The sequence below is a fragment of the Polaromonas sp. P1_E3 genome (assembly GCF_056405935.1).
Genome location: NZ_JBFUBD010000011.1, coordinates 42289 through 49059, shown reverse-complemented (window position 1 = coordinate 49059; position 6771 = coordinate 42289). Strand labels below are relative to the sequence as shown.

The 6771-nt window shown below is 64.5% G+C and carries 7 protein-coding genes; 5 read left to right on the top strand and 2 right to left on the bottom strand.

Annotated features, from left to right (window positions below):
• On the bottom strand, positions 1-565 hold a 565-nt coding region (locus tag AC1D0Z_RS04025), incomplete at its 3' end, for an ABC transporter ATP-binding protein (RefSeq protein WP_477656956.1).
• A gap of 209 nt (positions 566-774) precedes the next feature.
• Here AC1D0Z_RS04025 and AC1D0Z_RS04020 point away from each other — a divergent pair.
• Both AC1D0Z_RS04020 and AC1D0Z_RS04015 read left to right on the top strand, forming a co-directional pair.
• Complete coding sequence (locus tag AC1D0Z_RS04020) at positions 775-1596, top strand: IclR family transcriptional regulator (protein ID WP_477656955.1); 822 nt, start codon at positions 775-777, stop codon at positions 1594-1596.
• A gap of 46 nt (positions 1597-1642) precedes the next feature.
• Entirely contained in the window at positions 1643-1921 is a 279-nt protein-coding gene (locus tag AC1D0Z_RS04015) for a hypothetical protein (RefSeq protein WP_477656954.1), read from the top strand.
• Positions 1922-1934: 13 nt separating this feature from the next.
• Here AC1D0Z_RS04015 and AC1D0Z_RS04010 read toward each other — a convergent pair whose 3' ends face one another.
• A complete protein-coding gene (locus AC1D0Z_RS04010; protein WP_477656953.1) occupies positions 1935-2831 on the bottom strand; it encodes a LysR family transcriptional regulator in 897 nt (298 codons plus the stop codon).
• Between the two features lie 100 nt (positions 2832-2931).
• Between AC1D0Z_RS04010 and AC1D0Z_RS04005 the strand changes: the two genes are divergently transcribed.
• The 3 genes from AC1D0Z_RS04005 to amaB are packed head-to-tail and all read left to right on the top strand — an operon-like array spanning position 2932 to position 6716.
• Positions 2932-3960, top strand: a complete 1029-nt coding sequence (locus AC1D0Z_RS04005) for a 2-oxoadipate dioxygenase/decarboxylase family protein (protein ID WP_477656952.1) — start codon at positions 2932-2934, stop codon at positions 3958-3960.
• Positions 3957-5174 (top strand): aminotransferase-like domain-containing protein, encoded by a 1218-nt coding sequence (locus tag AC1D0Z_RS04000; protein ID WP_477656951.1) that lies wholly within the window; start codon positions 3957-3959, stop codon positions 5172-5174. Before AC1D0Z_RS04005 ends, AC1D0Z_RS04000 begins: the two co-directional genes overlap by 4 nt.
• Positions 5175-5204: 30 nt before the next feature.
• Positions 5205-6716, top strand: coding sequence for an L-piperidine-6-carboxylate dehydrogenase (gene amaB / locus AC1D0Z_RS03995; protein ID WP_477656950.1), 1512 nt, complete (start codon positions 5205-5207; stop codon positions 6714-6716).
• Positions 6717-6771 lie beyond the last annotated feature (55 nt).

Here is a 6771-nt window from a genome sequence, read left to right as displayed (position 1 = left end):
TCACGGTGGTGGTGCCGACCTTGCGCTGGATCTGCCGCAATTCGAACTGCATTTCCTCGCGCAGCTTGGCGTCGAGGTTGGACAGCGGCTCGTCCAGCAGCAACACCGGCGGCGAGATGACCAGGGCGCGGGCCAGTGCCACGCGCTGGCGCTGGCCTCCCGAGAGCTCACGCGGGTAGCGGTCCGCATGCGCCTCAAGGTGCACCAGGGCCAGCGCGGCCTTCACGCGCTCGGCGCGCTCTTCCTTGGGCACACGGCGCATCTCCAGGCCGAAACTCACGTTGTCGTACACGCTCATGTGGGGAAACAGCGCATAGCTCTGGAACACGATGCCCAGGCCCCGCGAATTGGGTTTGGCGTGGGTGATGTCGCGGCCGTCCAGCGTGACCTGGCCAGCGGTCACTTCGCAAAAGCCCGCGATCATTTGCAAGGTGGTGGTCTTGCCGCAGCCCGAGGGGCCGAGCAGCGAGACAAATTCCCCTTTTTCCACCGACAGGTTCATGTCGGCCACGGCGCGTGTGGCGCCATAAGACTTGTTCACATTCGCCAGAGTCAAAAAAGACATGGGGAGCACCTCTGCAACAAGGGGAATGGCCAGCGCCGCAACATGCAAACGATGTGCAAGACGATGACACCCTGATGACTTCATGCTAGGGCATCATCTGAAAAATCGTCAATAGGTTATTCCGTATAGAGATATCTTTTTTTAATTTATTCCGCTTAATGGAATTTATATACACTCCGTCGAGTATGAATTCCGCCAAAGGAGAGACTGTGAAAGACGACGAGAATAGCTCCAGCAGCGTGCAACGCGCTTTTTCCATCATCCGGGCGCTGGCCGCTACGCAGGCCAGAGGCGGTCGCATCACGCACATCGCCAAGGCCACGGGTCTGACGCAGGCCACCACACACCGCATCCTGCAAAGCCTGGTCGCCGAGCGGGTGGTGGAGCAGGAAAGCGGCTCCAAGCTGTACCGCCTGAGCATTGATTTTTTTGCGCTGGCCGCGCAGGCTGGCAACACCATGGACCTGCGCAGCCTGTGCCGGCCCTCCATGCTGCGCCTGTGTGCCAGCCTGGGCGACACCATCTTTTTGCTGGTGCGCAGCGGTTTTGACGCTGTGTGCCTGGACCGCAGCGAAGGCCCGTTTCCCATCCGCTCTTTCACGGGGGACATCGGCGGGCGCGTGGCGCTGGGCATGGGCCAGGGCAGCCTGGCCATCCTGGCCTTCCTGCCCGAGACAGAGCGTGAAGAAGTCATCCGCTACAACCTGCCGCGCGTGCGCGAGTTCGGCGTGTACGACGAGGTCTACCTGCGCACCGAGATCGAACGCGTGCGCGAGCTCGGCTATGCGGGACGCAACACCAATTTGCTCGACGGCATGGCCGGCGTCGGAGTGCCGGTGCTGGACCGCGAAGGCCGCGCCGTCGCCGCGCTCAGCGTGGGCACMATCTCGTCACGCCTGAGCCCTGACCGCCTGCCTACGGTGGTGGAGCTGCTCAAGCGCGAAGCCACGGCCATCAGCGCGCAGATCAACCCGTTTGACAGCACGCTGCGGCGGCCGGCGCAGAGTCTGGCGCCGGCTGACAACACCTGAGACACTCTCACAGCGGCAATTTTCCCAGACCTGAAAGAGAGCGCTCATGGATAACGAACTCGCCAAGAAACAACGCGCAGGCTTTTCGGTCAAAGAGCGCGCCGTTGCAAAACTGGGGATCGCAGCAGGCGCTTTTTGCCTGGCCTGGATGGAATGGCTCACCCCTTCCGTCCCGCCTTTTACCGGCAAATGGGCCTGGACAAAAATCTGGGCTTTCGAGGCGATGGGACCACATGGAATTGTCGGCATATGGATGGCCCTGGGAGCGCTGCTGCTGGCATTCGGTCTTGTGCAGCTATGGCATTCGGGCAAGAACGTCGACTAAAAGCACGCGGCAATCACGGCATAGAAGTCGCCTGCTCGCGCAGCCAGCCGCGCAACTGCACCAACGGCCGCCAACTGGTTTTCTGTGAAGGCCAGACCAGGTAGTAGGCAAAATCCGAACTCAGCGACAGATCAAACGGCACGGCCAGCGTGCCGTCCGCAATGTCATCGGCGACCAGGAAGCGCGGCAGCACCGCCAGGCCCAGACCTGCTTTAACGGCCTGCGCGATCATGGAAAAGAGTTCATATTTAGGGCCGGTGCCTGCGCCCTGTGCATCGTCAATGCCGGCCAGCTGGAACCAGTCGCGCCAGGCATGCGGGCGAGTGCTCTGGTGAATAAGCGTGAACTTCAGGACATCGGCCGGACGGCGCAGCTGGCGCTTTTTCATGAGCAGCGGGCTGCACACCACCACGCTGTCTTCGCCCATCAGGTAGTCGGACTCGGTGCCGGGCCAGTCGGGCCGGCCGTAGTGAATCGCGGCGTCCAGTCCCGTCAATGAAAAATCAAAGGGCTGCAGGCGCGTGGCCAGGTTCAACGTCACATGCGGATGCGCCTTCAAAAACGACGGCATGCGCGGGATCAGCCACTTGGTGGCAAAGGTGGGCACCACGCCCAGCTCCAGCGTGCCGCCCTCGCCTTTGGACGACACCAGGTCCAGCATGGCGGCCTCCAGCGAATCCAGCGCCGGGCCGACGCGCGCGAGCAGCGAGCGGCCGGCGTCGGTGAGTTCCAGCTGGCGGGGCAGGCGGCGGAACAGGCTCACGTCCAGCTCCTGCTCCAGCCCCAGGATCTGGTGGCTGACGGCGCTCTGGCTCACCGAGAGGTCTTGCGCCGCCAGGGTGAAGCTGCCGCGGTGGGCGGCCGCTTCAAAAGCCAGCAAGGCCTGGGTGGAGGGGATTTTCCGTCGCATCGCATGAATATATCTCATGCATGCATCGAAATTGATCCTTTGCCTCAGCTACCGTAATTGCCGAAAATCCGACCTTCAATCGAACAAAAATACCCTTCAAATGACCCACCTCCAGAAGCTTCTCGCCGTTGTACTGTCGTCCGAAGCCGTCAAAACAATCCATGAGCAGATGTACGTTCATCCCGGACTGCAGCAAGCCGCTTCCAGCACGGTGACACGCGCGGAACTGGCCCAGGCGCTCAATATGGCCTTGTTCCACGACCTGGTGCAACGCGTGCCGGACGGGCAGGACTACATCGCCAGCGACGTGGTGGGCCAGCAACGCAAGGTGGTGTTCGACCACGGCGCGCTGCGCACGGTGCGCTGGCCTAGCGGTGCATTGCCGGCCGGCGAAGCGGCCTTCACGCGTGTGCTGCGCCCGCTGGGTTTTGAATTGCAGGGCACTTACCCGCTGCCGCGCCTCAAGATGACCGGACGTGCCTACAGCCACCGTGATTTCCCCGAAGACATCGCGCAGTTCTTCGTTTCCGAGCTGCACCCCGAGCAGTTCTCCGCGTCCTTCCAGTCCGCCGTCACACGCGTGCTGGCCAGCTCGCGGGACCCGCTGGGGCCACAGGACGTCGCCGACCTGGAGCAACTGACGCGCGACGGCGTGCTGCCCTTGGCGCAGGCGCTGCGCCTGCTGCCGCAACTGCTGCAGTGTTTTGACCGCCAGCACGGCGTGTTCACCATGGATGATTACGAATTGCTGCTGGCCGAGTCTGCCGAGATGGCCTGGATTTCCACCGAAGGCAATGCCTTCAACCACGCGACCGACCGCGTGGCCGACGTCGATGCGGTGGCCGAACGCCAGCGTGCGCTGGGCCGGCCCATCAAGGACAAGGTCGAGGTCTCGGCGAGCGGCCGCGTGCGGCAAACCGCCTTTCGCGCCGCCAGTGTGCAGCGCGACTTCATCACCGCCGAAGGCCGCGTCTCGCGCGAGGTGTCCGGCTCGTTCTACGAATTCATCACGCGCGATGAAGTGCAAACAGCCGGCGCGGCCAACGACCCGGTGCAGCCGCGGCTGGACCTGGCCTTTGACGCCGGCAATGCCACCGGCATCTTCGGCATGACATCCGCCCGCGCATGACGGACGCGCGCGGGGCACTGCGCCCGCTGTATGCGCGGGCCAGCGGCTCGCCGATACGTGCCATGCTGGCGTTGGCCGGCCGCGAGGGCATGATTTCATTGGCCGGCGGGCATCCTGACCCGGCGCTGTTGCCGGCTGACTGGCTGCGCGAGTCGCTGCAGGAAGTGGCCGGCCAGCTGCAGGGGCGTAGCCTGCAGTACGGCGCCACCGAAGGACTTCCCGTACTGCGCGAAGCCAGCGCGGCCCTGCTGCAACAGCGCGGCCTCAAGGCGGAGGTCGGGGACGTGCTGATCACCACCGGATCGCAGCAGGCCATCGACCTGCTCGCGCGCGTGCTGGTTGAGCCCGGCGAGGGCGTGGCGCTGGAATCCTTCAACTACCCGGCCGCGCTGCAGGCCTTCCGTTTCGCGGGCGCGCGCCTCGTCGAAGTGCCGACCGACGCGCAAGGCATGGATATCGACCAGCTCGAAGCCATCCTGCAGGCCGACCGACCGCGCGTGCTGTACGTCGTGCCCAATTTCGCGAACCCGACCGGCGCCGTGATGCCGCTGGCGCGCCGGCTGCGCTTGCTGGAATTGGCCGCGCAGTACGGCGTCACGCTGATCGAGGACGACCCCTACGGCGAACTCTGGTTTGATGAAGTACCGCCGCCTTCGCTCGCGCAGTTAAACCGGCAGGCGGGCTCGCCCGCGCAGGTCGCGTATATGACCAGCTACTCCAAGGTGGTCGCCCCAGCCTTGCGCCTGGGTGTGCTGCTGGCGCCGGCGGAGATCGCGCGCGGGGTGGTGCTGGCCAAGCAGGCGGCCGACGTGCACAGCGGTTCGCTGGAGCAGCTGACGCTGGCGGCCATGCTCGCCTCCGGGCGCCTGGCACCCCACCTGGCGGACCTGCGCCCGGCTTACGCCGCCAAAGGCAGGACGCTGGACCAGGCCTTGCGCGCGCAATGCGGCGGCCTGCTTGAATTTGACACCCCGCGAGGCGGCATGTTCATATGGGCAAAGCTCAGCGCTGCCCTGCCCTTGCTGCCCACGCAGGCCTGGGTGGACTTCGGCCTTGAACACCAGGTGCTGGTAGTGCCGGGCGCCGCCTTCAGCATCAGCAACAGCGCGCAACCCTGGTTGCGCCTGAGTTTTGCCAACCCCACGCCGGACGCGCTGCGGCAAGGCGCTGAACGCCTGGGCCGCGGCCTGCGCGAGCTCGACACCCAACACTGATTTCAAGACACACCACGAAAGGACTTCATCATGAGTCACGCCAACGACGTTTTATCCCTCTTCAAGGCCCTGGGCCTCAGCGCCGACCTGGCCAGCAAAGCACCTGCGGCCATCACGGTGGCCACACCCATCGACGGCAGCCAGCTGGCCCGTGTAGCCGTGCACAGCACGGCCGAGGTCGACGGCGCGCTCAACGTCGCACAACAGCGTTTCCTCGAGTGGCGCAACGTGCCCGCGCCCAAGCGCGGCGAACTGGTGCGCGCCTTTGGTGAAACGGTACGCCGCCACAAGGCCGGACTGGGCCAGCTGATCTCGCTGGAGACCGGGAAAATTTTGCAGGAAGGCCTGGGCGAGGTGCAGGAGGTCATCGACATCTGCGAGTTCGCGGTCGGCCTGTCGCGCCAGCTCTACGGCCTGACGATCGCCAGCGAACGTCCCGACCACAAGCTGCTGGAAACCTGGCATCCGGTAGGTGTGGTTGGCATCATCTCGGCCTTCAACTTCCCGATGGCGGTGTTCGCCTGGAACGCCGCGCTGGCGCTGGTCTGCGGAAACACGCTGGCCTGGAAGCCGTCGGAAAAAACGCCGCTGTCGGCCATTGCGCTGAACGGACTGCTGCTGCAAACGGCGAAAGACCTGGGCCTGGCTACTGAAGGCCTGAGCGAGCTGCTGATCGGCGAGCGCGCCACCGGCGAGGCGCTGGTCAAGCACCCGCATGTGAAATTGATCAGCGCCACTGGTTCCACCGCCATGGGCAAGAATGTGGCGATTGCCTGCGCCGGCCTTTTCAAACGCTCGCTGCTGGAGCTGGGCGGCAACAACGCCGCCATCGTCTGTCCTTCGGCCAACCTGGAGCTGGTGGTGCGCGGCGCAACCTTTGCTGCCGCCGGCACTGCGGGCCAACGCTGCACCAGCCTGCGCCGCCTGATCGTTCACCGCTCGATTTACCCGGAGCTGGTCAAACGCCTGGTGACCGTCTTTGAACGCCTGCCCATCGGCAATCCGCTGAAGGACGGCACGCTGGTCGGCCCGTTGATCGATGGCCGCGCGTTTGAGGCCATGCAGGCCGCCCTGGGCGAGGCGAAGAAGCTGGACGCCACCGTGCATTTCGGTGACCGCCAGCCGGGTGACGGCACGGCCCACTATGTGCGCCCCGCCATCGTGGAGCTGAAAGAACAGGCCGGCCCCATGCTGCACGAGACCTTTGCGCCGATTTTGTACGTGGTGCCTTATGACAACTTTGTCGAAGCCATTGCGCTGAACAACGCTGTGGCGCACGGCCTGTCGTCGGCCGTCTTCACACAGGACCTGCGCGAGGCAGAGCAGTTCACTTCGGCGCGCGGTTCAGATTGCGGCATTGCCAACGTCAACATCGGCACCAGCGGTGCCGAGATCGGCGGTGCTTTCGGTGGCGAGAAAGAAACGGGCGGCGGACGTGAATCGGGATCCGACGCGTGGAAGGCTTATATGCGCCGGGCGACGAATACCGTCAACTACGGATCCAGCTTGCCATTGGCGCAGGGCATACGATTCGATATTTAAGCCACAGAGGAGGCGGAGCGAAACCGCCGGCCTGCTTCGCAGTCGCCCTTCGGGC

Bases quoted from the DNA above. Each gene is read 5' to 3' on its own strand.
- AC1D0Z_RS04000 (WP_477656951.1), top strand. From the start codon at position 3,957: ATGACGGACGCGCGCGGGGCACTGCGCCCGCTGTATGCGCGGGCCAGC.
- AC1D0Z_RS04015 (WP_477656954.1), top strand. From the start codon at position 1,643: ATGGATAACGAACTCGCCAAGAAACAACGCGCAGGCTTTTCGGTCAAA.
- AC1D0Z_RS04010 (WP_477656953.1), bottom strand. From the start codon at position 2,831: ATGCGACGGAAAATCCCCTCCACCCAGGCCTTGCTGGCTTTTGAAGCG.
- amaB (WP_477656950.1), top strand. From the start codon at position 5,205: ATGAGTCACGCCAACGACGTTTTATCCCTCTTCAAGGCCCTGGGCCTC.
- AC1D0Z_RS04005 (WP_477656952.1), top strand. From the start codon at position 2,932: ATGACCCACCTCCAGAAGCTTCTCGCCGTTGTACTGTCGTCCGAAGCC.